Genomic DNA, 25,746 nt, shown 5'->3' on the forward strand with positions numbered 1-25,746 from the left:
AATTGAGGTGAAGCCATGCCGCTGCTGCGCCACGAGCCTCAGGGCGGGGTCCGCTCGCTGGACGATCTTCTGGGCATCGCCCTGGCGCTGGAGCAGGAGGCGGTGCGCCGCTACACCCAGTTGGCGGCTCTGATGGACCGCCGTGGCGAGACCGACACCGCCACCACCTTCCGCGCCCTGATTGCGGAAGAGCAGGACCATGTGCAGGCGGTGGACGGCTGGGCGCGCAGCCTCGGCCGCCCCACCCCCGACGCACCGGCCTTCCTCTGGCGCCTGCCGCCGGAGCTTGCCGCCTCCTGGGAAGAGCTGACCGAGCGCACGTGGCTGACGCCCTATCAGGCGCTGTCGCTGGCGGTGGTCAACGAGCAGCGCGCCTTCGCCTTCTACAGCTACATCGCCGCCAACGCCCCGGACGACGCCGTGCGCACCCATGCCGAGTCGCTTGCTCGCGAGGAGCTTCGCCACGCCGCCCTGCTCCGGCGCGAGCGCCGCAAGGCCTTCCGCCGCGAACGGGGCCGGGCGGAGCGCAAGCCGACCCGCGCGGACACGCCAGCGGAACTGGAGCGGCTGGCCGTCGCCCTGCTGTCCGCCACCGCCGCGGAGCACAACGCGCTGGCGGTGCGCCTGCTCGCCCTGGGCAACGGTGACGGTGCCGCGCTGCTGAGCCGAATTGCTGAAGAGGAACGGGCGTTGATTCCGGCCGGCTCCGACGCGGCGGCGTCCCAGGCCGCCGTTCCCGACACCGCGCCCGCCTGCCTGCGCGCGGCGGTCGCCGCCTCCGAACGGCTCGCCGAAGCCTTCGGCGACGTGGCGGCCCAGGCGACCGACGAGTTGGTCCTGACCGAATCCCTGCGCCTTCAGGAGGCCGTGGTGGGCCACCTCGCGCTGCTGGCAGAGCGGATCGAGGCGAGGGGGTAAGAAGCTACCCCACCACCTGCCGGTACAGCGCCGGCAGGGCTTTGGTCAGATGCGTGACCTGCGGGAAGATCGCGTAGCCGCCCCGACCGAACAGATAAGGGAAATAGTCGCGCGCCTCGGCGTCCACGGTGATGCCGAACAGGGCGATGCCCTGGCGGCGGGCCTCCTGAATCGCCACGCGGGTGTCTTCGATGCCGTAGCGCCCCTCGTAATGGTCCACGTCGTTGGGTTTGCCGTCCGACAGCAGGATCAGCAGGCGGTGCCGGTTGGGCCGCTCCGCCAGACGGGCGGCGGCGTGGCGCAGCGCCGCCCCCATGCGGGTGTAATGGCCGGGCTTCAGCGCCTGGACGCGGCGCTGCACCCGGGCGCTCAAGGGCTCGTCGAACTCCTTGACCGTCTGCACCCGCACCCAGTCGCGCTTCTTCGAGGTGAAGGCGAAGATGGCGTGCGGGTCGCCGCAGGCGTTCAGCCCGTTGGACAGCGCCAGCAGGGCTTCCTTCTCGACATCCAGCACGCGGTGCCCGTCCACCCAGCCGTCGGTGGACAGCGAGGTGTCGACAAGAACCGCCACCGCCAGATCGCGCGCCGCGTTGCGCGCCGCCTGATAGACGCGGTCGCTGCCCGCCCCGCCCGCGCGCTGGTCGGCGCAGCGGCGCACCAGCGCGGTGAGGTCGAGGTCGTCGCCGTCCGGCTGGCTGGTGAAGACCATGCGCTTCGGACGCAGCGCCTCGAACTGGCGGCGGACCTGCCGGATGCGGCGCAGGGCAGCCTCGTCGGGCGCCCAGTCCTCGCCGTCCTCCGGCGCCGGTTCGGCGACGACGCGGCAATGGGCGGGGTGGTAGGCGCGGCGGCGATGGTCCCATTCCGGGTAGGTCAGCACCGCCGTCAGCGGCGCCGCGTCCACGGCGGCGGGCGCCAGATCGAGATCGAGCTTCAGCCGGGTCGAGGGCTTGCGCTGATGCTGGGCGAGCGCGATCTCCTCCATGTCGTCGGCGGCTTGGCGGGCGGCGTCCTCGTCGTCGTCATCGACCGGGCGGGGGATGTTCAGCATCTCCGCCAAACCGAAGATCTTCTCGAAACGGTTCAGGATCAGCGGATCCTCGCGCTGCACCTGATCGCTGTCGCGCCGCGTCGCCTTCCGGCGCTGGCCGTCGCTTTCGGCGGAAGGGGTTGCGGCTTCGTCCTCCGTCGCATCGGACGCAGCCGAAGCACCGGACGGCGCGGGACCCGACACCTCGCCCCACAGCGGCACCGGCAGGAAAGGCTTGTAGCTGGCGGGAGCGGTGAAGCGGTCCAGGGGAATCGTCCCGTCCAGCGCCGCGCCGCCGTCACCGGCGCCCAGCAGAGCCAGCACCGCCGCCTCCACCATCGCCTCGTCCTTCGGCAGGGAGCGCTTGGGCCGGACGGCGACCAGCGCCGCGCACAGCTCGCCATGCAGGCGGGTCAAACCCGGCCAGCGCGCAAGAACCCGCGCGGTGGTCGCGTGGGCCTGCCGCAGCGCCCGCACATCGGCCCGCAGCGGGTCGGCGGGGGTCTCGCCATCGGCCTCGGCGTGCGCAAAGTACGCGGCCAGCCATTCGTAGAGGCGCTCGTTCAGCGCCGCGTCGGGAAACACGTCGAGCAGGGCGGGCAACTGCAACACATCGCCGTCCAGCGCCGGCCGCTCCAGCCGTTCGGTGCCGAGGCCGATGCGCTCCAGCACCGACAGCCGGTGGCCGGAGGACGCCCGCGCCGCGGCGGCCAACCGCACGCCCCGGTCACCGCCCAGCCCGCGGAAGAACACCGCCAGCCGGGGCCGGATCGCCTCCAGCGTCACCGCGGCGTCCGGATGGTGCGGCAGGCTCGACCGGCCGCCGACCAGGCGGTGCCAGTGGCGGCCGATGAATTCCTCGGGCTCAAGCAGCGACAGCATGTCCGTTTCCCTTACCCCAGTTGCCCTTAGCCCAGGGCGATGTCGGCGACGCGCAGCAGCGCCTGCCGCACGTCGGCGTCGTCGGTCAGCGGTTCGATCAGCGCGGTGCGGATGGCCCGCTCGGGCTTCACGCCGGAACGGATCAGCGTCGCGCAATAGACCAGCAGGCGGGTGGAGACGCCTTCCTCGAGATCCTGGCCCTTGAGGGCGCGCAGCGCGCCGGCCAGACGGACCAGCGGGGCGACGCGCGCCTCCGGCAGGCCGCTCTCGCGGGCGACGATGGCGGCCTCGTCCTCCGGCGCCGGGAAGTCGAATTCGATGGCGAGGAAACGCTGGCGGGTGCTGGGCTTCAGGGTCTTCAGGACGTTCTGGTAACCGGGGTTGTAGGAGACGACCAGCATGAAGTCGTCCGGCGCCTCCAGCAGTTCGCCGGTGCGGTCGAGCGGCAGCAGGCGGCGGTCGTCGGTCAGCGGGTGGAGCACGACGGTCACGTCCTTGCGCGCCTCCACCACCTCGTCGAGGTAGCAGACGGCCCCCTCGCGCACGGCGCGGGTCAGCGGGCCGTCCGCCCACACCGTGTCGCCGCCCTTGAGCAGGTAACGCCCGGTCAGGTCGGCGGCGGTCAGGTCGTCGTGGCAGGACACCGTGTAGAGGGGACGCCCCAGCCGGGCCGCCATGTGCGACACGAAGCGCGTCTTGCCGCAGCCCGTCGGCCCCTTCAGCAGCAGCGGCAGGCGGTGGCGGAAGGCGTGCTCGAACAGCTCGCACTCGTCGCCGACGGCCTTGTAATAGGGGATGTCGAGGTCGTCCGCGACGGCCTTCAGGGCGCTGCGGGTCATGGGTGTCTCCTCGAAAACGGAAGGCGGAAACGGAAGGCGGAAAAGAAACGCCCCCTCCCCCGGTGTGCGGAGGAGGGGGCGGCTCCGGTCACTCGGCGGGCTGAGCGGCAGCGCCGATCCCGGAGGCCTTCCGGGACGCGGGCACCGGCCCCAGCAGAGCGTAGAGGTAGAGGACGGCGCCGATGAACACCGCCGCGCCGGCGGCCAGACGCACCCAGTAGAAGGGGGCGATCTCCGCCTGGACGGTCATGTAGTCCATGCCCATCACGCGCTGCAGGTGGACCTGCACGACCCCGGCGAAGGTCAGGGCGAAGGTCATCACCGTCATGCCGCCGGTCATCAGCCAGAAGCTGGCCTTGTTGAGGGTCTGGTGGTAGGGCGCGACGCCGCGCAGATGCGGCATGGCGTAGCTGAAGATGGCGAGGTTGATCATCACATAGGCGCCGAAGAAGGCGAGATGCCCGTGCGCCGCCGTCACCTGCGTGCCGTGGGTGTAGTAGTTGACCCAGGACAGCGTGTGCAGGAAGCCCCAGACGCCGGCCCCGAAGAAGGCCGTCACCGCGCAACCGACCGACCACAGCAGGGCGGCCTTGTTCGGGTGATCGCGCCCGCCCTTCAGCACCATCTTCACCGCGAAGACGACCATGAAGAAGAAGGGGGCGACCTCAAGCGTCGAGAACAGCGAGCCGATCCACTGCCAGTAGCCCGGCGTGCCGATCCAGTAGTAATGGTGGCCGGTGCCCAGCAGGCCGGAGAAGAGGGCGAGGCCGACGATGGCGTAGAGCCACTTCTCAACGATCTCGCGGTCGACGCCGGTCATCTTGATCATCAGGAAGGCGAGAATGGAGGCCATCACCAGTTCCCACACACCCTCGACCCAGAGATGGACGACGTACCACCAGTACATCTTGTCCAGCGCGAGGTTGGTCGGGTTGTAGAAGGAGAACAGGAAGAACAGCGCGATGCCCCACAGCCCCATCACCAGGATGTTGGTGATGACCGTGCGCCGGCCCTTCAGCACCGTCATGGAGATGTTGTAGAGGAACATCAGTGCCACGACGACGATGGCGACCTTGATCCACGTCGGCTGTTCCAGGAACTCGCGCCCCTCGTGGATGCGGAAGACGTAGCCGACGACGGCGGCCAGCGCGCCGAACATGAACAGGCCGAACTGGATGTAGGCCAGCTTCGGGCTGTGCAGCTCGCGCTCCGCCTCTTCCGGAATCAGGTAGTAGGCGGCGCCAAAGAAGCCCATCAGCAGCCAGACGATCAGCGCGTTCGTGTGGATCATCCGCAGGATGTTGAAGGGAAGCAGTTCCGACAGGACGTTGGGCAGCACATAGACCGTGCCGGCCAGCAGGCCGACCAGGAGCTGAACGCCGAACAGGGCCAGCGCGCCGTAGAAGTAGGGCAGCGCGACCTTTTGGGATTCGTATTTCATGGCCTTTCGTCCTTCGTCAGCCGGAAATCTTGGGCGGCCAGTTCTGGGTGTTGATGCGGCTGGTCCATTCCAGGAAGGCGGCGAGGTCGTTGACCTCCTGCTCCGTCAGGTTGAACTGCGGCATCTGGCGGCGGCCCTCGATGCCGCTGGGCTGGGCGGCCATCCATCCGGCCAACGCGGCGCGCGCGCCCTCCGGGTCCTTGTCGCCGCCGTAGCGGATCCAGACATTGCCCAGCTCCGGCGCGAAATAAGCGCCCTCGCCCAGCAGCGTGTGGCAGTTGATGCAGGAGTTCTTCTCCCACACATGCTTGCCGCGGGCGACGCTGTCGGTCAGCCCCTTGCTGTCGGTGCCGGTGTTGACGACGTAGATGTGGCTTGCCGCCGTCAGCGAGACGAAGGCGGCGAAGAAGAAGAGCGATCCGCCGTAAAAAATGTTTCGGGCGGCCGCTTTGGTGAAGCGTTCCGTCATGCGTTCGTTTCTCCTGGGTCAGGCCTTCGTGGAACGGAGGGGCCTTGAGCAGCGTTGGCCGTGCGCCATGACGGAGAAAGTTGACCGATTTGGTGCGACTATCCTTGACGGCGGTCAAGTGGACGGCCGCGGCCCGGATTTGAGGGCTGTGTGAAAAAGCGGGCGCCGGGCCAACCCGGCGCTTCCCGCGGCCGGCGCGCTCAGGGAATGGTCGGCGCCGGGGTGCTCAGGCTCCACATGGCGTCGAACATGGACGCCTGGAAGGCCGCGAAATCGGCGCTGTCGAGGATCAGGCCGTAGCTCTCGCGGGCCGACGAGATGACCGAAACCTTGCTGCCGTGGATGAAGCAGGTCATCGCCAGGTTGTAGGTGGCGGGCGCGTAGCGCAGTTCGCGCCGCTCCTCCTGGCTCGACGGCCAGATCGGGGCGATGTCGCGCTCCTCCGAGCGGATCACCCGCAGCCAGATGCCGCGCCGCGCCCGCTCCTTCAGGTAACGCTCCATCTCCTCCAGCCCCGGCTCGACCATCAGCTCCCGCATGGAGAGGGTGGCGCGCAGGTCCTTCTCATCGCCGCTCAGCGTCTCCCACAGGACGGTGCGGATGCCTTCGGGACCGGGATGGAAGCGGACGTTCGGCTGGCCGTTCTCGTGATGGTACATCGACCGCAGCACCGGCATCACGTCCTCGAGCATCTGACGCCGGGCCTCGCTGCGCTCCAGCAGGATGCCCGGGTCCTGGGCGACCACGAAGCGGCGCTTGCCGTGATCGACGAAGCGGACGAGCCCTTCCGCCTCCAGCTTGGCGAGAGCGTCGTGCGCCGTGGTGCGGGCCATGCCGGCACCCGCCGCCACCTCCGTCACGGAGCCGCCGCCAAGACGGATCGTCGTCAGATAGAGCTTGTAGAGCGTCCCCGATATGCCGATCCGGGACAGCTTCTCCTCAAGATTCACCCACGTGCTCCCTTTTGAATCGCGTCGCAACATGCCCGATTCCGCGCCACCCGTCCATCGTCGGTTTTTGCCGATAAAATGCCGTCTCTTTGCGTCACTGCTTTAGCAAGATGACGATGAAATGGGCTTTTATCTCGCCGAATGCCTGTTAAAACGGCAAGTTTAGGCCTGGAGAGCGCCGTTCATTTGTATTTTTCGAATTGACGGATTTTTCCGACACTGTCATCGTTTTGTCGTCGCCCAAGGACGCTGACGTCCCACGAGGCGGCGCCGAACGGTGGAACGAGGGAAGGTGATGGAAGCGAACACGAAAGCGCATGCGGCGGCACCGCCCTTCATGCAGAGAGCGCCGCGCCGCGCCGTGACTCCCCGCATTCTGACGGACCGGTCCTTCCGCGCGGCGCTGGGCCTCACCGCCTTCTTCGCCGTCTGGCAGGCGCTGACCTCGCTCGGCGTCATCGACGCCTTCCTTCTGCCCTCGCCGGTCGCGGTGGCGGGGGCGCTCTGGGACATGGCGCTCGACGGCTCGCTGTGGGTCCATCTCGGCGCCAGCCTGCAGCGGGTGGCCGTCGGCTTCGCGCTCGCCTGCGTCGTCGGTATGGCGCTCGGGCTGATGTGCGGCTGGTGGCGCGGCGTCGCGGACTTCGTGCGGCCGGTGGTCGAGGCGCTTCGCCCCATTCCGCCGCTCGCCTGGATTCCGATCACCATCCTGTGGTTCGGGCTCGGCGACGCCGCGTCCTACTTCCTGGTCTTCCTCGGCGCCGTCTTCCCGGCCTTCGTCGCCACCTACACGGCGGTGCGCGGCCTCGACCGGAACCAGATGAACGCGGCGCTCTGCCTCGGCGCGACGCCCTGGCAGCTCTTCACCGACGTGCTGATCCCCGCCTCCCTGCCGATCATCCTGCCGGGGCTGCGGATCGCGCTGGGGGTGGGCTGGATGTGCGTGGTGACCGCCGAGCTGATCGCCGCGCAGACCGGCCTCGGCTACCTGATCCAGCAGTCGCGCATGCTGTTCCAGATCAACAACGTCGTCGCGGGCATGGTGGCCATCGGTCTCGTCGGCTTCGCCATGTCCGCCGTCCTCGAACGGATCGAGCGTCGGGTGAACGCCTGGGCGCCTTCCGAGCGCAATTGAGCAGGAGGCGAAGGAACATGGCCGCCAACACCGCACTCAAGACCCCCGCCCCGCCCCCCGGCGCGCCGCAGGCCCAGCCGGCCGACATCCAGATCGACATCCGGAATCTGGGCAAGGTCTATGGCGGGACCTCGTCCGACAACATGGTGGTCGCGCTCGACGGGGTCGATCTGCGCATCCGCCGCGGCGAGTTCATCTCGCTGCTCGGCCCCTCGGGCTGCGGAAAGTCGACCCTGCTCGGCATCGTCGCCGGCTTCCAGTCGGCGTCGAGCGGGACGCTCCTGCAGAACGGCCGCCCCATCGTCAAGCCGGACCCGTCGCGCACGGTCGTCTTCCAGGACTACGCGCTGTTCGGCTGGATGACCGTGCAGCAGAACGTGGAGTTCGGCCTGAAGGCCAAGGGCATGGCGAAGAAGGAGCGCGCGGAGATCGCCCGCTCGCTGATCGACATGGTCCGGCTGACCGGCTTCGAGGAGAAGTACCCGCACCAGATCTCCGGCGGCATGAAGCAGCGGGCGGCCATCGCCCGCGCGCTCGCCCCGGACCCCGACATCCTGCTGATGGACGAGCCGTTCGGCGCGCTGGACGCGCAGACCCGCGTGCTTCTGCAGGAGGAGATCGCCCGCATTTCGTCCGAGGCCGGCAAGACGGTGATCTTCGTCACCCACGGCATCGACGAGGCGGTGTTCCTGGCCGACCGCGTGGTGGTGATGAGCCCGCGGCCCGGCCGGGTGCGCGAAGAGGTCACCGTGCCGCTGCCGCGGCCCCGCACGGCCGAGATGCGCTCCGATCCCTGGTTCGTCTCCACGGTCAACGACCTGTGGGAGACCCTGAAACCCGAATGGCAAAAAGGGGAATGAACGTGACCTCGACACTCTCGCGCCGTCGTTTCGGCCAGCTCGCCGCCGGCATCGCCGCCGCCGCAACCCTCGCCAAGCCGGCGATCCTCCGCGCGCAGGGCGCGGACGTCGTCAAGATGGGCTGGTTCAACACCACCACCGTCTCGGCCCAGATCGCCCATGTGCTGATGCGCACCGACATCGCGGCCCGCAACGGCCTGCACATGAACATGATCCAGCTCAACGCCTCGCCGGCGGTGAACGAGGCGATCGTGTCGAACGCGGCCGACGTCGGCACGCTGTCCGACTTCGCCGCCGTCACCACCATGGCGGTCGGGGCGCCGGTCACCACCATCGCCTCGCAAGCGCGCTTCCGCTCGGCGGTGCTGGTGACCAAGAAGTCGGGGATCACCGACGTCGCTGGGCTGAAGGGCAAGCAGGTCTACGGCACCTTCGGCATCACCGCCTTCCAGAACGCCCAGGAGGCGATGACCAAGGCCGGCCTCGTCCCCGGCCGCGACATGACCTTCGTCAATGTCGGCCCGGCGGAGCTGGCCGACGCGGTGGGCGCGCAGCGGATCGACGCCTTCTTCACCTACGACCCGTTCGTGAGCTTCTTCGAGAACGCGGGCTTCGCCCAGGTCGTTTCGGAGAATCTGACCCCGGTCATCGTGCTGACCGCGAACAACCGCTTCTTCAAGGACCGGCCCGAGGTGGCGGAACGCTTCCTGCTCGCCAACTCCCAGGCGCTGTACTTCGCCAGCCAGAACCACGACCTCGTCAACGGCTGGTTCCGCTCGCTGGAGCCGGCGAAGAACATCCCGGAGGCTGTGCTGGAAAAGGCGTCGGGCTACGACCCCGCCTGGAACGCCAAGGCGCCCACCGACATCAAGGCGGCGCTCTCCGACGAGCAGATCAAAAAGCTGAACCAGCTCGCCGAATGGGGCGTCGAGGCGAAGCTTCTGCCGCGCCTGCCCGACGTCTCGAAGTTCGTCGACACGACCATCGCCGGCAAGGTGGACGCCGCCTTCGCCGCCCAGAACTTCGATCCGAAGACGGTCAAGATCGTCGGCTGATCGGCCGGCGATCCCGACGCATCGCGCAGGACGGGGCGGCGGCCGTGCCGGGCCGCGCCGAAGGAGACTTCATGACCCTACGACTTGACGACGCCCCCGCCCCTCCAACGCGCCATTTCGACTTCGCCACGCTGCCGGCACCCGACCGCTACCGCCTTCTGACCGCCGCGGTCCTGCCGCGGCCGATCGCCTGGGCGGTCACCCGCTCGGCCGAGGGACGGGTGAACGCGGCCCCCTACTCCTTCTTCAACGTCTTCGGCTCCGACCGGCCGGTGGTCTGTCTCGGCGTGCTCGCGCGCCCGGACCGGCCGAAGGACACGGCGGTCAACATCCGGGCGACGCGCGAGTTCGTCATCAACCTCGTCCCCTTCGCTCTCACCGAGGCGATGAACCTCACCTGCGTCGAGGCGCCGCCCGAGGTGGACGAGACCCGGCTCGCCGGGCTCGCCACCCTGCCGAGCGTCGCGGTCCGGCCGCCGCGCATCGCCGCATCGCCGGTCGCCTTCGAATGCCGTCTGATCCACGAGTTCGAAAGCGGTCCCGGACAGTGGCTGTTCGTGGGCGAGGTGCTGCACGCCCATGTCGCGACGCGCGTCCTGACCGGCAACCCCGACCGCCCCCGCATCGACCATGAGGCGCTCGACCTCGTCGCCCGCATGCATGGCCCCTCGGCCTATCTGCGCACCCGCGACGTCTTCGATCTGGTGAGGCCGGTCTGGGCCGACACCGCGCCTCAATCCACCGAAACACACTGCAAGGAACGACAAGAATGACCAAGGTTAAAGTGGCCGCGGTGCAGGCGGCGACGGTGCCGTTCGACGCCGCCGCGGCGACCGCCCGCACGGTCGACCTGATCGCCGAGGCGGCGTCCACCGGCGCGTCGCTCGCCGTCTTCCCGGAAGCCTTCATCGGCGGCTACCCGAAGGGGCTCGACTTCGGCTGCTCGATCGGCCGGCGCACGGCGGAGGGGCGCGCCGACTTCGCCCGCTACGTCCGCGGCGCGATCACGGTGCCGGGACCGGAGACCGAGACGCTGTCGGCGGCCTGCGCGCGGCACGGCATCCACGCGGTCGTCGGCGTCATCGAGCGTGACGGCGGAACGCTCTACTGCACAGTGCTCTACCTGTCGCCGGACGGCCGGATGGGCAAGCACCGCAAGGTGATGCCGACCGGGTCGGAGCGGCTGGTCTGGGGGTTCGGCGACGGCTCGACCCTCACCGTCATGGACACGCCGTTCGGCCGTGTCGGCGGCGCCATCTGCTGGGAGCATTACATGCCGCTGATGCGCGCGGCCTACTACGCCAAGGGCGTCCAGCTCTGGGCGGCCCCGACGGCGGACGACCGCGAAAGCTGGATCGCCACCATGCGCCACGTCGCCATGGAGGGGCGCTGCTTCGTGATCGGCGCCTGTCAGGTGATGCGCCGCTCGGACTTCCCGGAGGACTACGCCAGCCGCATCGACGCCGGGCCGGACGAGTGGATGATGCACGGCCGCTCCGTCATCGTCGGGCCGCTCGGCGAGATCCTGGCCGGCCCGCTGGTCGACGCGGAGGGCATCCTGACCGCCGAGGTGGACGTCGAGGATCTGGTCGGCGCCAAGCTCGATTTCGATCCGGTGGGCCATTACGCGCGGCCGGACCTGTTCAGCATGCGCGTCGACGAGACCCCGCGCGCGCCGGTCGCCACGGTGCGCGAGGCCGCCCTTCCGGAGCGCAACGAGAAGGTCGAAGAGGCGGCCTGACGGGCACGGTAATCGCCTTTAAAATCCCCTCTCCCCTCTGCTCACGCGCAAACACTTTGCGCTGACGCGACAGGCGGACCTTTGGTCCGCCGAAAGCGGGGAGAGGGTTAGGGGCTGTTAGCGCTTGAGGTCCGTGCCCATTTGGTTGGGATGGCAGTTGAGTACGGAAGCGAGGTTCTGACGGACGCGGAATGGAAGATTCTGCATCCGCTGATCGAAGCGTGCCGCCCGCGCGGCAAGACGCCACCCCAGCACCTGCGCCGCACGGTTACGGCGATCCTCTGGCGGCACACGAACGGAGCCAAGTGGCGCGCCATCCCGCCCGACTTGGGGCCGTGGTGGATGGCCGCGCAGACCTTCATCCGCTGGGCACGACTGGGCGTGTGGGAGCGCTTGCTCGATCTGGCCCAGCAGCGCGGCGTCGCGCTCGGCATGACGTTCCTGGATGGCCCCACGATCCGGGCGCACCCCAAGGCCGCGGGTGCGTCCAAAAAAGGGGATCTGGAGCACGGCGAGACGTGCGTGAGGGCCTTGGCCGGCCTCGTGGCGGCTATGGCACGAAGGCCTGCGTGATAGCCGACGGCGGCGGACGCGCTCTGGGCTTTACCCTGGCACCCGGGCAAGCCCACGAACTGCCGCTCGCTCCGGATCTGCTGGACATCCTCCCCGACGTGCCCGCGTGGATCGTGGCCGACCGCGGGTATGCGTCCGATGCCTTCCGGCAGCACGTGTGGGACCTCGGCGCCCGTCCCGCCGTCCCAGCCAAAAGCAACGAGGCGCCGGTCGCCTGTCCAGCCTGGATCTACAACAATCGCAACATCGTCGAGCGCCTGTGGGCCCGGCTGAAAGAATGGCGCGCTATCGCCACCCGCTATGAGAAGACCGCCGTCTCCTTCATGGGAGTGCTTTGCTTGGCCGCCGCTCTCGACTGGCTCAAGTCCTAACAGGCCATAGGGCGGCCAGTGCGATCAGTAGCCCCCAGCACACTGCCCGGACCGCCCAGCGGTTTACCGCCATCAGCCGATAGCGCAGCACGCCATAGGCCAGCACGGCGAGGTAAAGAGGAAGCACCAGCAACGGCCACGGGTAGGTGTCGATGCCTAGCACTGGAAACGCCAGTCCGCTGACCGACAGCAGGCCGAGGCCGGAAGACAGCAGCACCAGCCCCACCTGATGTCGGCGTACCCCGCTGGCCGTGCGCCACGCGCGCAGCAGCAGCAGGTGTCCGACGACCGCGAGGACGGCGGTGGTTGCACTCGCCGCCAACCCGGCCCCTTCGTATCGGAACAGCGTGCCAGTACCCGGCCACGGAACGAAGCTCCCGGTTCCGCCGACAATCGCGGCGAGCGCGGCGACCGCCCCCACCCCGTAGGCCCAGCGAACCACCGACCTACCCAATCCCGCCATGAGGGCGGAAAAATGGACGAACAGCGCACCGCCCAGCGGCGCCAGAGCCATCAGCACAGCGCCGAGCCGTCCAGGTATCAGCAGCCCAACCGACCAGCCACCAACCAATAGAAGGAAGGCTGCCAGCGGCCTCGTTCCTGCGATCCCGCCTCCATGACGCCAGAGGAGGATGGCCAAGCCGGCCCCTGCCAATGCGCAAAGGCCCATGGCCGCCATCAGTGCTGTCGATGCATCCACCGCAACCACCTCTGAACCCACACGCCGGTGTATCCAACGTTGACAGGCAACCTAACGCAAAGCGCAACCGCGGTTAACACCCGACGCCCATCCAGCCGCGGAAAACAAGGTCGTGCGGTGTGGCACGACCTTTGCCATTCCAGGTCCAGAGTCGAATGAACCTGGAGGTCAGTCATGTCGTTGAAAACACTGTTTTCAGTATGGGGGGTGGCGCTTTTCCTCGCCGTCGTGGCCTGCGCCGTGATTGTCCGTCCGCTTCTGACCGTGCTGACGGACCTCTGCGGGGGACGAGAGCGGGCGCAGTTCTGGACGGTCTACGCCTGTGCGCTGACCGTGGCGACGCCGTTGCTGGTGGTTTCGACCCCCGGTCTCCTCGATCATGCGGCGGTCGCTGAGGGAAGCGGTCCGGTCCTACAGCGGACCGTCTTCTATGCCCTGGCCGGCATCGTCGTTGCACTGCTGGTGATGGGACGGGCGGTGTGGCGTCCGATCGCCCGCATGTTGCAGGCCCCACCGGCCGGTCATCGCGGGGAGACGCACTCGTGACATCGGTCCTGATCATCGGCGGCCGCGGCTTCATCGGCCGGCATCTGGCTGCGGCGCTCACCACCGCCGGTCACCGCGTCACTGCCGTTGGCCGTGACGGCATCGATCTGATCCGCGACAACGAGGCCGACCTTGCCGCCAAGCTTGCCGGTCACGGCTTGGTGGTCAACGCCGCCGGGCTGGTGCGCAGCCGGGGCGCCAACAGCATGGCTGCGGTGCACGCCGAAGGGACGGAGCGGCTGATCCACGCATGCTGCACGGCCGCTGTGCCCAGGCTGATCCACCTGTCGGCCCTGGGGGCCGCGCCGGACGGACAGACCGCCTACCAGCGCACGAAGGGGCACGCCGAGACTGTGCTGGCCGCCAGCACCGGTCTGGACTGGTGCGTTCTGCGGCCCTCGGTGGTCATCGGCCTTAGCGGTGCCAGCACGGCTCTGTTCTCGGCTCTGGCGGCCTTGCCGCTTCCCATACGCATCGGCCCCGGCACTTGGACGGTCCAGCCCGTGCATGTGGACGACTTGGCCGCGCTGGTGGTGCGGCTGGTCTCATGGGTGGGACCGCTGCCCCGCCGCATCGACGTGGTCGGGACCGAACCGATGAGCACGGACACACTCACCACGGCCCTACGGGCGTGGCCGGACCTGCCGTCGCGGCGCTTTCTGGCGGTCCCCGCATCACTTCTCGGCGTCGTCTCCATCCTGGGTGAGCGGTTGAAGGGCGGGCCGGTCAATCGAGAAACCCTCGCCATGCTGAAGGCGGACAACACCGCCAGCTCTGCGCCGTTCGCCGACATTCTTGGGCGGGCACCGCAAGCCTTGCCGCAGGCTCTGGCCCGACATTCAGTGTCGGACGCGGATCGCCTGCACGCGCGCCTGTTCTTCGTGCAGCCGATCTTGCGCTGGAGCCTTGCACTGCTATGGATCGTCACGGGCCTGCTGTCGTTCGGTCTGTATCCGTTGGCCGACTCTTATCGTCTGCTGGGCTCAGTGGGGTTGGACGGCCCGTTGGCCACTCTGGCGCTGTTCGGTGGCGCCGGGCTTGACCTGATCCTCGGGTTTCTCCTGCTGGTCGGATGGCGTCCCGTGGCGGTGGGTGGCGCCATGCTCGCCAGCGTGGCAGCGTTCTCGCTACTCGCCGCCGGCCTGCCAGCGGAACACTGGACGCACCCCTTCGCTCCGCTTCTCAAGAACCTGCCCATCGCTGCGGCGACGCTGGCGATGATGGCCATGGAATCCTGACATGGACGCGACCGCGCTCAAATTCATCCACATCCTCTCGGCCATCCTTCTGTTCGGCACGGGCCTGGGGACGGCCTTCCAGGGCATGGCGAGCAACCTGTCGAAGGATGTGCGCGCCATTGCGGTCGCCAACCGCAACGTCGTGCTGGCCGACTGGCTGTTCACCACGCCCGCTGTGGTGATCCAGCCGATCAGCGGCCTATGGCTCGCGCTGGAGCAGGGATGGCCCCTCACCTCCGGTTGGATCGTGCTCACGCTGGTGCTCTACGCTGTCGCCGGCGCGTGCTGGCTGCCGGTGGTTTGGCTACAACTCCGCATGCGGCGCATGGCCGAGGACGCCGTGGCCGCCGGGACCGACCTGCCGCCGCTGTATCACCGCTTTTTCCGCATTTGGTTCGCGCTCGGCTGGCCCGCCTTCGCGGCGATGGTGGCAATCGTCGGGTTAATGGTTTTCAAGCCCGAATTCTGATCGGGTCGGTCGGCAAGCTCCCGGCCACAATGAAACGTCCACACTCCATGCCATCGCGTCATCCTTGTCGCCGTTCGAGCAACTTGCGGCCGTCCTCTCGCAGAGAGCCGTCGGGTCCGACATGACGGTAGAGCGTCTGCCGGGTGATGCCCAGTTCCCGGCACAGCTCGTTCACCTTCGTTTCCGGTTTGCCCATGGCCGCCATGGCGAGGCGCAGCTTCGCCGCGGTCATCTTGAACTTCCGCCCGCCCGTCCGGCCGCGGGCGCGGGCGGCGGCCAAGCCGGCGCGGGTCCGTTCGGCGATGAGTTCGCGTTCGAACTCGGCCAGGGCGGCAAAGATGCCGAACACCAGCTTGCCGGATGCCGTCGTCGTATCGATGGCGGCGCCGTGACCGGTCAGCACCATCAGCCCGATGCCGCGCACGGTCAGATCATGCACCGTGTTGACCAGATGGCGCAGGTCGCGGCCGAGGCGGTCGAGCTTCCACACCACCAGGGTATCACCGGCGCGCAACGCCTTGAGGCACGCCGCCAGTCCGGGACGGTCGTCGCGACGGCCCGAGTTCAGGTCCTCGTACAGGCATTGGGGATCGACGCCGGCGCCGAGCAAAGCATCGCGCTTCAGGTCGAAGACCTGCGACCCGTCCGCCTTGGACACCCGCATGTAGCCCAGGGGCATGCTCCCTCCCGTCACGCCAACGGCCGATTGCGTGACACCGGAAACCGGCGGCGTCATCCGGCGCCGAACAGTCACGCAATCGGTCTCGCAGACTATGACATGCAAACGGTCCGTGAATAGAATAAGTGACAGACTGGGTTGGCCGATGGCGCTCCCGGACCCGCGACCTTGGATTTTCCGCGATGCCCCTGATCCAGGACACCGCCTATCCGCGCTTGGCGGCGTCGCCTGGCATGGCGGAACTGGCCAGCTTCACGCCGACGGCGGCGGAGATGGTCTTCGTCGTTGGCCGCACCCGGCGGGCGGGGCCGCGGCTTGCCTTGCTCGTTCTGCTCAAAACCTATCAGCACCTGGGCTACTTCGTCGCCCTGGGGCAGGTGCCGCCCGCGATCCGCGACCATCTGGCCACCATCGCCGATCTCCGCGGCGCTCTCGACACGCTGCCCGATTACGACAGCTCCACCTACCGCGTCCGCCTCACGGCGGCGGTGCGGGATTTCGTCGGTGTTTCCAACGACGGCCCGACGATCCGCCGCACCGCCGTGCGGGCCAGTGTCGCCGTTGCCCGCGCCCGGGACGAGGCCGCCGACATCATCAACGCCGCCATCGAGGAGTTGGTGCGCCAGCGGCTCGAACTGCCGGCCTTCGACACCCTGCTGCGGATCGCCTTGGCCCGCCCGCGCCGCGATCAACCGTGGGTACCATCGGCAGGTTGCCGGCGCGTTGGGCGCCGACGTGCGTGACCGCCTGAACGGATTGCTGGTTCTGCCCCCCGGCCAGACGCGCACCGTCTGGGACCGCGTGAAGACCGAACCGAAGCGGCCGACCCCGCGCCACCTGCAGGATTTCCTGCGCCATCTCGATTGGCTGCGCGAGCAGGGCGCCGACACCGCGGTGTTCGCCGAGGTCCCGTACGCCAAGGTCCGCCACTTCGCCGCCGAGGCGCGCTGCCTCACCGCCAACGTGCTGTCCCGGATGGTCGAGCCCAAGCGGTTGTCTGTGATGGCGGCGCTGCTGCAAAGCCAGATCGCGCGAACGTTGGACGATCTGGCCGACATGTTCGTCCGGCAGATGCAGCGCATGCACGCCCGCGCGCAGGACGCCTTGCGGCTTCATCAGCTCGAACAGACCGAACAGGCCGGCGCACTCATCGCCCTGCTGCGCGAGACGGTGCTGGCCTGCCGCACCGAGCGCAGCGGCGAGGAACGGCTGGCCGCCATCGAGTCCTTGCTGCTGTCCGATGCCGACACGATCGTCGATCACTGCGAGGCCCACGCGGCTTCGGCCAGCGACAACCATCTACCGTTTCTACCCCGCTTCTATCGCGGGCTGCGCGGGGCGTTGCTGCGTTTTCTGGAGATCGTGCCCCTGACATCGACGTCGCAGGACCGCAGCGTCGAAGAGGCCATCGCGTTCGTGCTGAAGCAGCGGGCCCAGCGCGGCTCCCCCCTGCGCATCGCCGATGACGAAACGAACGTCGAAGGCCGAGAGCGTCGGCCAAGCCTCGATCTTTCCTTCGTGTCGCCGGCCTGGTGGCCACTGGTCACCAGGCAGAACGGCCGCGATCCGATGCCAACGACCGTGGATCGCCGGACCTTCGAATTGTGCCTGTTCACCCAGGTGATGAACGACCTCCGGTCGGGCGACCTGTGCATCCCAGGCAGTGACGCCTAAAGCGACTACCGCGCCCAACTCGTGCCGTGGGAGACCTACGAACGGGAGATCGCCGCCTACACGGAGCAGGCCGGCCTGCCGGCCACACCCCAGGGGATCGTCGCCGCGTTGCGCGAGCGGCTGGCGGCGATGGCGGAGTCCGTCGATGCCGCGTTCCCCGACAACGAGCACGTCGAGATCATGAACGGCGAGCCGGTCCTGAAACGCCTGCGCAACAAGCCCGAGCCCGCTGGCGCCGCCGACTTGGAGCGTCAGCTAAAGGAGCGGCTCGCTCCGGTCGATCTGGTGGACGCCTTGGCCGACACCGAGCACTGGCTGAACTGGGCCCGCCACTTCGGCCCGATTTCCGGCTTCGACGCCCGGATCGAGCGACCGCAGGAACGGTACCTCGCCACCGTCTTCTGCTACGGCTGCAAGCTGGGCCGATCCCAGGCCGCGCGCTCCATGAAGGACCTGGACCGGCGGCAGATCGCCTTCCTCAACCAGCGGCACATCACCGAAGACGCGCTGGACGCCGCGATCGCCACCGTGATCGACGCCTACGCCAGCTTCGATCTACCGCGGCACTGGGGGGCGGGGCGATCGGCCTCGGCTGATGGCACGCAGTGGGATCTCCATCCACAGAGCCTGATGTCCGAGTACCACATCCGCTACGGCGGCTATGGCGGCATCGGCTATTACTTGGTGTCGGACACCTACATCGCCCTGTTCTCCCGCTTCATCGCCTGCGGTGCCTGGGAGGGCAACCACATCCTGGACTTCGTCACCGAGAGCCGGTCGGCTCTCCAGCCCGACACCCTTCATGCCGATACCCAGGGGCAAAGCGCCCCGATCTTCGGTTTGGCTCACTTGCTCGGCATCCAGCTAATGCCGCGGATCCGCAACTGGCAGGACCTGCACTTCTACCGACCGGACAAGGCAAGCCTGTACGAGCACATCGACACGCTGTTCACCGCGACGGTGGACTGGGCGCTGATCGAGACGCTGCTGCCCGACATGCAGCGCGTGGCCCTATCGGTTCGCGCCGGGCGGATACGCCCCTCGGCCATTCTGCGCCGGCTCGGCACCTACAGCCGCAAGAACAAGCTGTACTTCGCCTTCCGGGAACTGGGCCGGGTGGTCCGAACGATCTTCCTGCTGAACTTCCTGTCCTCGCTCGAACTGCGCCACTTGATCCAAGCGGCGACCAACAAGAGCGAGCTGTTCAACAAGTATGCTCAATGGACCGCCTTCGGCGAGAGTGGGCTGGTGAGCGAGGGCGTGCGGGACGAGCTGAACCGCGCCGGGTTTCCCGGAGGCCATTCGGTTTGAGTCACGCCGCCAAGGCGACGCCCTCGGTTTGAGCATAGTAGCGCGCTTCGGCCTCGGCAGGAGGAATGTTGCCGATGGGTTCGAGCAGGCGGCGGTGGTTGAACCAGTCCACCCATTCCAGGGTGGCGAACTCGACGGCTTCCAAGGTGCGCCATGGCCCACGGCGCCGGATCACCTCGGTCTTGTAGAGGCCGTTGATGGTCTCGGCCAAGGCGTTGTCGTAGGAATCGCCGACGCTGCCCACGGAGGGCTCGATGCCGGCGTCGGTGAGACGCTCAGTGTACTTGATGGCCACGTATTGCGATCCGCGGTCCGAGTGGTGGATGAGGCCGCTGCCCTTGGCCGGCCGGCGCTCATGGAGCGCCTGCTCCAGGGCGTCCAGCACGAAGCCGGCGTGGGCGGTGCGCGACACCCGCCAGCCCACGATCCGGCGGGCAAACGTGTCGATGACGAAGGCTACGTAGACGAAGCCCTGCCATGTGGCGACATACGTAAAATCAGCCACCCACAGAGCATTCGGGCGTGGCGCCTGGAATTGGCGGTTTACCCGGTCAGCCGGGCATGGCGACGCGCGATCACTGATCGTGGTCCGCACCGCCTTGCCGCGGATCGCTCCCTTCAGGCCCATGCGCTTCATCAGCCGGGCCACCGTGCAGCGCGCCACGTCAAGGCCTTCCCGCCGCAGCTGCCGCCACACTTTGCGCACTCCATAGACCTGGAAGTTCTCGTCCCAGACCCGTCGGATAGCCAAACCCAGCTCCGCGTCTCTTTGCGAGCGGGCCGGCGCCTTGGCCGGATCGACCCGCCGGGCGGCGTGGGCGTGATAGGTGGACGGGGCGATCGGCAGCACCTTGCAGATCGGCTCGACCCCGTGGACGGCGCGATGCGCGTCGATGAAGGCGATCATTTCCGAAACGGGCGGTCGAGCTCCGCCTGGGCGAAATACGCCGATGCCTTGCGCAGGATTTCGTTCGCTTGGCGCAGTTCCCGGACCTCACGCTCCAGCGCCTTGATCCGCTCCAGTTCGTCCGTCGTCGGACCGGGCCGCTTGCGCTGGTCGCGTTCGGCCTGCCGGACCCAGCCGCGCAGTGTCTCGGGGTTGCAGCCAATCTTCGCCGCGATCGAGCTGATCGCCGCCCACTGCGAGGCGTGCTCGCCTTCGTGCTCGAAGACCATCCGAACCGCGCGTTCGCGGACTTCAGGAGCGTATTTGGGTGATGCCGGTTTCGTCATGATGACCCCAGTCTCTCAAGAAACGGAGCCTCCGGGAAACCTGGCGCGGTTCAAGCAACGCAAGCTGATCAAGTACAACCACTTGGTTTCCAACTTGCTGATCTTCCACACCATCGCGTCGATGACGCGGGCCTTGGACCAGATGGCCATCGAGGAGATCGCGGTGGACGCGGACGCCTTGGCCAACCTGAGCCCTTACCAGACTGAACACATCAACCGCTTCGGACACTACACACTGAACTTCGCGCGTGTTCCCGCTCCCTTGCCGTCGCAGATTGCGGTTCCCAGCTCCGCAATCAGAGGCGCCCTCCGTGGCCATTTCGGCTCAGGATGCCCCTCAGCTTGCCGATGTGTGAACTTTACGCAGCTTTGGTTACCGTCCCCCTGTAAGGGATCAGATGCGGAGGCCGATCAACCGGTACTGCATCAGAAAGGCCGGTGCGCCGTCCCTACCGTCTTCAATTCCGATGTTTGTGACGCATAACCGAGTCCAGGGCCAAGCATGCTTTTCTTGGACAAGGGTCCAGATTTCGTGGCGTCATGTATCACGGTATCAGGCTCTCTGCAGCGTGTTGCATCGAGGCGAGGGGGGCAAGGGATCGCCCCATTCCCACCATTGATCAGGCGACACGAACGGCCTCCGGGCGTCCAAGGTCGCGCATGCGATTGAGGACCTCGGCAGCGATGGCGACCTCAGTGACCTGCGCCTTGACGGTATGGAAACGCCGTCCATCACCGATGACCTGCGTCCAGCGCCCGATCTGGCCCTCCACGCGAGCCCTTCGGTTGTACGCGCTGTCCCGCTGCCAAGCCATGCGGCCCGTCACGGCGATCGCCTGAATGTGGCGGTCGCGCTGAATGGGCGCAGTTGCTGCCATGTCGCTGAGAACGGCGTCAGCCCGAGGCGCCGTTACGACCGCGGCTTGGGGATGCCGCTCGTGCACGGTCGCGTAGACCGCCGGTCGATCGTAAGCGCCGTCGCCAGTGAAGGAGGCCACCGGGTCCGTGATTTGGTCGAGCAAGGGCCCGACCTGGGCGGCGTCATCCACCTCGCGGCCGGTCAGCGTGGCCGCAACGATCCGACCACTCGCCGCGTCCATGCCGATGTGCAGTTTCCTCCAGGATCGCCGCCTCCTGGTCCCATGCTTTTCGATCAGCCACTCCCCCGGCCCACACAGCTTCACCCCGGTGCTGTCCACCAGCAGGTGAAGCGCTCCGCCGGTCGGACGCGCCTTGCTGGGCAGCGTCACCGTCCTGGCCCGCCGTGCCATGGTGGAATGATCCGGCACCGGCAGAGCGATCCCGAGCAGGTGCAGGATTGAGCCGATGAGACCTTCGGTCTGGCGTAGCGCCGGATGGAAAACGGCGCGCAGCTTCAGCGCCGTCAACCGAAGGGCTCGCGTGGAGGGCCAGATCGGGCGCTGGACGCAGGTCATCGGTGATGGACGGCGTTTCCATACCGTCAAGGCGCAGGTCACTGAGGTCGCCATCGCTGCCGAGGTCCTCAATCGCATGCGCGACCTTGGACGCCCGGAGGCCGTTCGTGTCGCCTGATCAATGGTGGGAATGGGGCGATCCCTTGCCCCCCTCGCCTCGATGCAACACGCTGGACTGTGGGCGAGCGCGAGGCTTCGGCGGAGGTGCCGACGGGTCAGCCGGTCGAAGGCCGCCCGGTTCCCTGCGGCCGTTTCGGCCATCAGCGTTTCGTCGTCATCCTCGTCGATCACCATCACGCGGCCATCCTCTACTCCTTCCTGCGTCCGAGGCCGTTCGGTTGGCTCCGGCGGGCCTAGTTGCCGGTGATACGTGGGCCGGACGGAACTCCTACGCCGCTTCCGCTGATTTTTTGCCCGACCGATTGTTTCGCCGCGGGATGCAAAAAATCCCGAGACCGCGCAGGAGTCCGGCAGGACGCCCCGTATCAACGCCGGGAACAATTTTCGGGCAAATGGGGGACGGGACATGTCGGACACGCTGGCCGGTGTCAACTCCATGGCGTCGGGTCTGACCGGCTCCATCAACAACGCCATCTCCGCGCTCCCGACGCTGAAGGACCAGGAGGCCGCTGCGGCGAATGTCCAGGAGTTCCAACAGCGGGTCAAGAAGTCTTCGTCCAACCTGAAAGGTCAGGTTCCGGGCATCGGCATCCTGGCGAGGAACGTCACCCGCCTGAACGACGCCATCACCAGCCTGTCCGCCATCTCCCACGGGCAGAGCGGCACGGACAGGTTGCTGGCCAGCCTCCGCCTGTTCGTCTGACGCACGTTTCACCGGTAACGACCATGACGGATCATCCTGACAGTGCGGCAGCGGACGGCTGGCGCGGCGGCCAACACTCGCCCTGGGACGCGGTTCTCTTCGACCCGGCGCGGGCGGAGGGCACCTTCCTGCTCGGGCTGGCGGCGGCTCGGCTGGGGCGTTCGGAGGCGGCGATGCGCTGGTTCCGCCGCACCGTCCGGCTGCAACCCGGCTGGACGGACGGCTGGGCCGCGCTGGCCGACGCCGGCCGCCGCGCCGGCCGCTGGCGGGAAGCCGCCGCGGCCAACGCGGCACTGCTCGTCCTTGCCCCCGCCCACGGCGCGGCCCTCGCCAACCTTGCGATGCTGGAGCGGGGCGCGGGACATCCGCGGGCGGCGGTTCGCCGGTTCATCCGCGCCCTGGCGCTCGACTCCGGACAGGCCGGGACCTGGAACAATCTGGGCAACGCGCTGCGCGACCTGGGAGCCACCGCACAGGCCGCGGCGGCGTGGAGGAGGGCGCTGGCGCTCGACCCGGGCCAGGCGGACGCTCTCGGCAACCTCGGCGGCGCGCTGCGCGACCAGGACCGTTACGCCGAGGCGCGGGTCCTGCTGCGCCGCGCGCTGACGCTGGCGCCGCAGCACGCGGCGCTTCACGGCGTGCTGGCCTATGCGCTGAGCGGTGAAGGGCGGCTGGTGGAAGCGGAGCGGGCCTGCCGCCGCGCGCTGGCGCTGACGCCCGCCCTTGCCGACCCGCTGTGCACGCTGGGTCTGGTGAAGCAGCGGCGGGGCGGCGGCGATGCCCTGCGCTGGTTCGATCGCGCCGTGGCGGCGACGCCGGGCCACCCGCTCGCCCGCTTCAACCGTGGTCTGGCGGAGCTGGAGAGCGGCGCGCTCGCCGACGGCTGGAGCAACTACGCCTGCCGCTTCGCCGCCGGCCGTGCCGGGCGGGAGCGGCGCTTCGCCATCCCCGAATGGCGGGGGGAGCCGCTGGCCGGCAAGCGGCTGTTCATCTGGCGGGAGCAGGGGGTGGGGGACGAGTTCCTGTTCGCCTCCTGCTACGCCGACGCCATCCGGCAGGCCGACCACGTGGTGATCGAATGCGAGCCGCGCCTGCTGCCGCTGTTCGCCCGCTCCTTCCCCAAGGCCATTGTCCGGGCCGAGCAGCCGCTGCGCGGGCGGGCGCTGGTGGAGATGGTGGACTGCGATGTGCACGTTCCCGCCGGCTCGCTGGCGCGTTACCTGCGCGGTGGGCTGGCGGACTTCCCGCCGCGGTCCTCCTGGCTCTTCCCCGACCCGGCGCGGGTGCTGGACCGGCGGCGGCAGTTGGACGGCATCGGCGGCGACCTGCGCGTGGGCATCGCGTGGCGCAGCCAACTGATGACCATGGAACGGAAATGGGCCTATCTGCCGCTGGACGACTGGGGGCCGGTGCTGGGCGTGCCGGGGGTGACCTTCGTGAACCTCCAGTACGACGACTGCGAGGCCGAGATCCTGCGGGCGGAGGCGCGCTTCTGCGTGCCCATCTACGAGTTGGAGCGGCTCGATCGGAAGAACGACTTCGAGGGAATGGCGGCGCTCACCGCCAACCTCGATCTGGTCATCGCGCCGGCCAATTCGGTGGCGGAGTTGGCCGGCGCTCTGGGCGTGCCGGTCTGGCGCTTCGGCGCGCGGGACTGGACCCATCTCGGCAGCGGCGTGCGTCCCTGGTACCCGTCCATGCGGGTCTTCCATCCCCGTGCGGGCGAGCCGCTGTCCGCGGCGCTGGGGCGCATCGCGGCGGATCTTCGCCGCGCCGCCGTCCTGGCGCGCCGGGCGGGTGCGGAGGCGCCGGGGCCGCGTCTTCCCGCCCGCCCGGCGCGTCGCGACCACCCCCAGGCCCCCTCGCTGCGGCGGCATTGAGCCGCCGCGCATCCTCGCTTTTTGAAGGGCAGGGATCAGACCGGACGATTCAGGCCCGGGAAGGGGACGGCGTCGGGTGTCAGGGCGTCGGAGGACGCCGTCCCGGCGCCGAAGGCACGTTCGAAGATGCGGTCGGCCAGATCGGCAGGGGGCGTGGCCTCACCGTCCGTTTCCGCCAGGGCAAGGTCGATGGCCACCATTTCGTCCAGCATGGACTGGGCCGCAACGGACTGGGCGAGAAGGCGGCGCGCCTCCCGCAGCGTCGCGCGGGGCCAGCGCTCCAGATCGCCGCCGTGGCGGTCCAGCAGCTCGCGAAACTCGTCTTCGGTCATCGCGTCATCCGTCTTCGAACGAATCCCTGGCGGCCTGCGCGCTGGCGCGCAACAGCGTGCGAAGCTGCTGGCGGGCGCGTTTCAGCAGCGATTCCACAGCAGTTACGCTGATTTGCATAATGGTCGCAACTTCGGCGCCGCTCAAGCCCTCGTTATAATAAAGGGCGAGGGCGGCGCGCTGCTGCGCCGGCAGCCGGTCCTGGGCGTCGCGCAGGCGGGCGGCCACCTGCCGGCGCTGGATGCGGGTGATGGCGTCGGGGGCGTGGTCCGGCGGCTCGGGAACCGAGTCCAGATCCTCCCCCGCCGGGCGGCGCCGGTGGTCGATGCAGCGGTTCACCACCACGCGGTAGAGCCATGTGGTGAACTTGGCCCCCTCGTCGGTCCAGTGGTCGCGCCGCTGCCAGACCTGGAGGAAGGTGTCCTGGGCGATGTCCTCCGCCTCGGCGTCGCTGCCGCACATGCGGCGGGCGAGCGTGTAGGCGCGCTTCAGGTGGCGGTGGACGAGCGTGCGGTAGGCCGCCTGGTCCCCGGCACGGATGCGCGCCATCAGAACCTCGTCAGTCTCCGCCGCCAAGCCGGCGACGCTCCTGCCGGACACGGAATTGGAAAGGGTGCCGGACGGACGCGTGCCGTCCTCAGCCAAACAGGCCGCCGCGCGCATGATCCATGGATCTCCCGATCACGGATGCGTGCGACCCTTTGGCCGAAGCACCGGTTGGACTGGGGACCACACCGCGTTCTGCGGCGATGGTCTGCCACGCCTTCGTCATGAAGGACAGCTGGCGGATGATGGCCTCGGTCGCGGCCACGGGGTCCCGGCGCGCGGCGGCCAGACCGGCCTGCCGGACCAGGGACCGGTAGAAGCGCCGCAGCGTTGCCGCGACATCCCCACCTTTATCCAATTTCAGAATGGAATCAAGCCCCAGGAGGATGGTGATGGCGCGGTCCATGGCCTGGAAATGGGCGTCGAACCGGCCGTCCCGCGCGGCGTCGCGCGCCTGGTGCAGATGCGCCGTCGCCGTCTCGTAGAGGCGGACGACGGCGACCACGGGCGGCAGCGCCGCGCTGTTGGCGGAAGCGTAGGCGGACAGGGCCTTGGTCAGGGTCGGGTTGCGCATGGCGCGGCTTCTCCGGATGGGGATGCGGGGACGTTGGCGGCGC

Annotated in this window: 29 protein-coding genes and 1 other annotated feature; of the genes, 17 read left to right on the forward strand and 12 right to left on the reverse strand. The window is 68.4% G+C overall.

Annotation, left to right across the window (positions count from 1 at the left end; all coding sequences use genetic code 11):
* The first annotated feature begins 15 nt into the window (after positions 1-15).
* Positions 16-918 (forward strand): ferritin family protein, encoded by a 903-nt coding sequence (locus ACWPXE_RS23150; protein ID WP_454019692.1) that lies wholly within the window; start codon positions 16-18, stop codon positions 916-918.
* A 4-nt stretch (positions 919-922) separates the two neighbouring features.
* On the opposite strand, the gene ACWPXE_RS23155 is transcribed toward ACWPXE_RS23150, so the two are convergent.
* From ACWPXE_RS23155 to ACWPXE_RS23175, 5 genes are all read right to left on the reverse strand, one after another.
* Positions 923-2,830: a VWA domain-containing protein gene (locus ACWPXE_RS23155; RefSeq protein WP_454019693.1), complete on the reverse strand. Its 1,908-nt coding sequence runs from the start codon at positions 2,828-2,830 to the stop codon at positions 923-925.
* A 26-nt stretch (positions 2,831-2,856) separates the two neighbouring features.
* Positions 2,857-3,669: a CbbQ/NirQ/NorQ/GpvN family protein gene (locus ACWPXE_RS23160; protein ID WP_145675542.1), complete on the reverse strand. Its 813-nt coding sequence runs from the start codon at positions 3,667-3,669 to the stop codon at positions 2,857-2,859.
* Between the two features lie 88 nt (positions 3,670-3,757).
* On the reverse strand, positions 3,758-5,110 hold the full coding sequence (locus tag ACWPXE_RS23165; RefSeq protein ID WP_454019694.1) for a cbb3-type cytochrome c oxidase subunit I: 1,353 nt from the start codon (positions 5,108-5,110) through the stop codon (positions 3,758-3,760).
* A 16-nt stretch (positions 5,111-5,126) separates the two neighbouring features.
* Complete coding sequence (locus ACWPXE_RS23170; RefSeq protein WP_454019695.1) at positions 5,127-5,579, reverse strand: c-type cytochrome; 453 nt, start codon at positions 5,577-5,579, stop codon at positions 5,127-5,129.
* A 200-nt stretch (positions 5,580-5,779) separates the two neighbouring features.
* On the reverse strand, positions 5,780-6,529 hold the full coding sequence (locus tag ACWPXE_RS23175; RefSeq protein WP_200486611.1) for a TrmB family transcriptional regulator: 750 nt from the start codon (positions 6,527-6,529) through the stop codon (positions 5,780-5,782).
* 295 nt (positions 6,530-6,824) lie between these two features.
* On the opposite strand from ACWPXE_RS23175, the gene ACWPXE_RS23180 reads away from it, so the two are divergent.
* From ACWPXE_RS23180 to ACWPXE_RS23205, 6 genes are all read left to right on the forward strand, one after another.
* Complete coding sequence (locus tag ACWPXE_RS23180; RefSeq protein ID WP_454019696.1) at positions 6,825-7,664, forward strand: ABC transporter permease; 840 nt, start codon at positions 6,825-6,827, stop codon at positions 7,662-7,664.
* A gap of 17 nt (positions 7,665-7,681) precedes the next feature.
* Positions 7,682-8,524, forward strand: a complete 843-nt coding sequence (locus tag ACWPXE_RS23185; protein ID WP_454019697.1) for an ABC transporter ATP-binding protein — start codon at positions 7,682-7,684, stop codon at positions 8,522-8,524.
* Entirely contained in the window at positions 8,521-9,579 is a 1,059-nt protein-coding gene (locus ACWPXE_RS23190; protein ID WP_454019698.1) for an ABC transporter substrate-binding protein, read from the forward strand. Before ACWPXE_RS23185 ends, ACWPXE_RS23190 begins: the two co-directional genes overlap by 4 nt.
* A 71-nt stretch (positions 9,580-9,650) precedes the next feature.
* A complete protein-coding gene (locus ACWPXE_RS23195; RefSeq protein WP_454019699.1) occupies positions 9,651-10,352 on the forward strand; it encodes a flavin reductase family protein in 702 nt (233 codons plus the stop codon).
* Complete coding sequence (locus ACWPXE_RS23200) at positions 10,349-11,320, forward strand: carbon-nitrogen hydrolase family protein (RefSeq protein WP_454019700.1); 972 nt, start codon at positions 10,349-10,351, stop codon at positions 11,318-11,320. Before ACWPXE_RS23195 ends, ACWPXE_RS23200 begins: the two co-directional genes overlap by 4 nt.
* A 150-nt stretch (positions 11,321-11,470) precedes the next feature.
* Positions 11,471-12,264, forward strand: a protein-coding gene (locus tag ACWPXE_RS23205; RefSeq protein WP_454019701.1) for an IS5 family transposase whose coding sequence is annotated in 2 segments (ribosomal slippage) — positions 11,471-11,816 and positions 11,816-12,264 — 795 coding nt in all. Because the reading frame shifts where the segments join, the coding sequence is not laid out codon by codon here.
* Here ACWPXE_RS23205 and ACWPXE_RS23210 read toward each other — a convergent pair.
* Complete coding sequence (locus ACWPXE_RS23210) at positions 12,254-12,904, reverse strand: hypothetical protein (protein ID WP_454019702.1); 651 nt, start codon at positions 12,902-12,904, stop codon at positions 12,254-12,256. The genes ACWPXE_RS23205 and ACWPXE_RS23210 overlap by 11 nt on opposite strands.
* 234 nt (positions 12,905-13,138) lie before the next feature.
* Here ACWPXE_RS23210 and ACWPXE_RS23215 point away from each other — a divergent pair, with 234 nt between their 5' ends.
* The 3 genes from ACWPXE_RS23215 to ACWPXE_RS23225 are packed head-to-tail and all read left to right on the forward strand — an operon-like array spanning position 13,139 to position 15,217.
* A complete protein-coding gene (locus ACWPXE_RS23215; RefSeq protein ID WP_454019703.1) occupies positions 13,139-13,510 on the forward strand; it encodes a hypothetical protein in 372 nt (123 codons plus the stop codon).
* Positions 13,507-14,748, forward strand: a complete 1,242-nt coding sequence (locus tag ACWPXE_RS23220; protein ID WP_454019704.1) for an SDR family oxidoreductase — start codon at positions 13,507-13,509, stop codon at positions 14,746-14,748. Before ACWPXE_RS23215 ends, ACWPXE_RS23220 begins: the two co-directional genes overlap by 4 nt.
* A 1-nt stretch (position 14,749) precedes the next feature.
* Entirely contained in the window at positions 14,750-15,217 is a 468-nt protein-coding gene (locus ACWPXE_RS23225; RefSeq protein WP_454019705.1) for a DUF2269 family protein, read from the forward strand.
* 58 nt (positions 15,218-15,275) lie between these two features.
* Here the strand turns inward: ACWPXE_RS23225 and ACWPXE_RS23230 are convergent, their stop codons facing one another.
* Positions 15,276-15,896, reverse strand: a complete 621-nt coding sequence (locus ACWPXE_RS23230; protein ID WP_454019706.1) for a recombinase family protein — start codon at positions 15,894-15,896, stop codon at positions 15,276-15,278.
* 182 nt (positions 15,897-16,078) lie between these two features.
* Here ACWPXE_RS23230 and ACWPXE_RS23235 point away from each other — a divergent pair, with 182 nt between their 5' ends.
* From ACWPXE_RS23235 to ACWPXE_RS23245, 3 genes are read left to right on the forward strand one after another with little or no spacing between them, the layout of a single operon-like run.
* Positions 16,079-16,639, forward strand: a complete 561-nt coding sequence (locus ACWPXE_RS23235) for a DUF4158 domain-containing protein (protein ID WP_454019707.1) — start codon at positions 16,079-16,081, stop codon at positions 16,637-16,639.
* A complete protein-coding gene (locus ACWPXE_RS23240; protein ID WP_454019708.1) occupies positions 16,620-17,570 on the forward strand; it encodes a hypothetical protein in 951 nt (316 codons plus the stop codon). The genes ACWPXE_RS23235 and ACWPXE_RS23240 overlap by 20 nt, the downstream gene beginning before the upstream one ends.
* A gap of 21 nt (positions 17,571-17,591) precedes the next feature.
* Entirely contained in the window at positions 17,592-18,881 is a 1,290-nt protein-coding gene (locus ACWPXE_RS23245; RefSeq protein WP_454019709.1) for a transposase, read from the forward strand.
* 1 nt (position 18,882) lies between these two features.
* Here the strand turns inward: ACWPXE_RS23245 and ACWPXE_RS23250 are convergent.
* A protein-coding gene (locus tag ACWPXE_RS23250) for an IS3 family transposase (RefSeq protein WP_454018120.1) occupies positions 18,883-20,114 on the reverse strand; the annotation gives its coding sequence in 2 pieces (ribosomal slippage) (positions 18,883-19,820 and positions 19,820-20,114; 1,233 coding nt in all).
* Positions 19,714-19,830 (reverse strand) — a sequence feature (AL1L pseudoknot). (Overlaps the previous gene by 117 nt.)
* A gap of 1 nt (position 20,115) precedes the next feature.
* Here ACWPXE_RS23250 and ACWPXE_RS23255 point away from each other — a divergent pair.
* Positions 20,116-20,598: a Tn3 family transposase gene (locus ACWPXE_RS23255; RefSeq protein WP_454020051.1), complete on the forward strand. Its 483-nt coding sequence runs from the start codon at positions 20,116-20,118 to the stop codon at positions 20,596-20,598.
* Positions 20,599-20,734: 136 nt separating this feature from the next.
* Here ACWPXE_RS23255 and ACWPXE_RS23260 read toward each other — a convergent pair whose 3' ends face one another.
* Entirely contained in the window at positions 20,735-21,502 is a 768-nt protein-coding gene (locus tag ACWPXE_RS23260; protein WP_454019710.1) for an IS5 family transposase, read from the reverse strand.
* 13 nt (positions 21,503-21,515) lie between these two features.
* Between ACWPXE_RS23260 and ACWPXE_RS23265 the strand changes: the two genes are divergently transcribed.
* The 3 genes from ACWPXE_RS23265 to ACWPXE_RS23275 all read left to right on the forward strand — a co-directional run bounded on the left by ACWPXE_RS23265 (position 21,516) and on the right by ACWPXE_RS23275 (position 24,253).
* Entirely contained in the window at positions 21,516-21,668 is a 153-nt protein-coding gene (locus tag ACWPXE_RS23265; RefSeq protein ID WP_454019711.1) for a hypothetical protein, read from the forward strand.
* A gap of 408 nt (positions 21,669-22,076) precedes the next feature.
* A complete protein-coding gene (locus ACWPXE_RS23270; protein ID WP_454019712.1) occupies positions 22,077-22,373 on the forward strand; it encodes a hypothetical protein in 297 nt (98 codons plus the stop codon).
* A gap of 23 nt (positions 22,374-22,396) precedes the next feature.
* The gene (locus ACWPXE_RS23275) at positions 22,397-24,253 is read left to right on the forward strand and encodes a tetratricopeptide repeat protein (RefSeq protein ID WP_454019713.1); all 1,857 of its coding nucleotides are present in this window, start codon (positions 22,397-22,399) and stop codon (positions 24,251-24,253) included.
* A 35-nt stretch (positions 24,254-24,288) separates the two neighbouring features.
* Here ACWPXE_RS23275 and ACWPXE_RS23280 read toward each other — a convergent pair whose 3' ends face one another.
* From ACWPXE_RS23280 to ACWPXE_RS23290, 3 genes are all read right to left on the reverse strand, one after another.
* Entirely contained in the window at positions 24,289-24,585 is a 297-nt protein-coding gene (locus ACWPXE_RS23280; RefSeq protein WP_454019714.1) for a hypothetical protein, read from the reverse strand.
* Between the two features lie 4 nt (positions 24,586-24,589).
* On the reverse strand, positions 24,590-25,159 hold the full coding sequence (locus ACWPXE_RS23285) for an RNA polymerase sigma factor (RefSeq protein WP_454019715.1): 570 nt from the start codon (positions 25,157-25,159) through the stop codon (positions 24,590-24,592).
* A gap of 61 nt (positions 25,160-25,220) precedes the next feature.
* Positions 25,221-25,703 carry a flagellar export chaperone FliS gene (locus ACWPXE_RS23290; RefSeq protein WP_454019716.1) on the reverse strand — a complete coding sequence of 161 codons (483 nt, stop codon included), beginning with the start codon at positions 25,701-25,703 and terminating at the stop codon, positions 25,221-25,223.
* Positions 25,704-25,746 lie beyond the last annotated feature (43 nt).

Source organism: Azospirillum sp. Marseille-Q6669, from assembly GCF_965111635.1.